Genomic DNA, 379 nt, shown 5'->3' with positions numbered 1-379 from the left:
CTCTGCACCGGCACGAGGTCGGAGAGGAGCGAGCGGTTGAGCATATCCACCGCCGTCATGCGGCCGTGGATGTCGCGGTCGCGGGCGCCCGCATAGCGCTTCAGCATTTCCGCTCCGCCGAGGTCGAGGCCGGGCTCGGCCGCGAGATCCACCAGCGCAACCGCGTCCCGGAGCCCAAGGTTCAGGCCCTGCGCTCCGATGGGCGGCATCACATGGGCCGCTTCCGCCATCAGGGCGACGCGGGGCGCGGTGATCTCGCGGGCCGTTTCGGCCACCAGCGGGAAGGCCGCTCGGCCTTCCTCGACCTCGAAAGGACCCAGGATGGAATGGGCCCGCCGCTCGAATTCCCGCGCCAGCGCCGGCAGGTCGAGTCCGAGGA

1 protein-coding gene is annotated in these 379 nt (G+C 71.2%); it reads right to left on the bottom strand.

Translation table 11 applies throughout. The features are described from left to right. The coding region (locus I6F16_RS37805; protein ID WP_225174818.1) for an FAD-dependent monooxygenase at window positions 1-379 on the bottom strand (379 nt) is incomplete at both ends.

This window comes from Bradyrhizobium sp. IC4060 (assembly GCF_020193715.1).
GTDB lineage: Bacteria > Pseudomonadota > Alphaproteobacteria > Rhizobiales > Xanthobacteraceae > Bradyrhizobium > Bradyrhizobium yuanmingense.
Note: the sequence above shows the minus strand (reverse complement) of the source record. Positions and strands in the feature narration are given on the sequence as shown.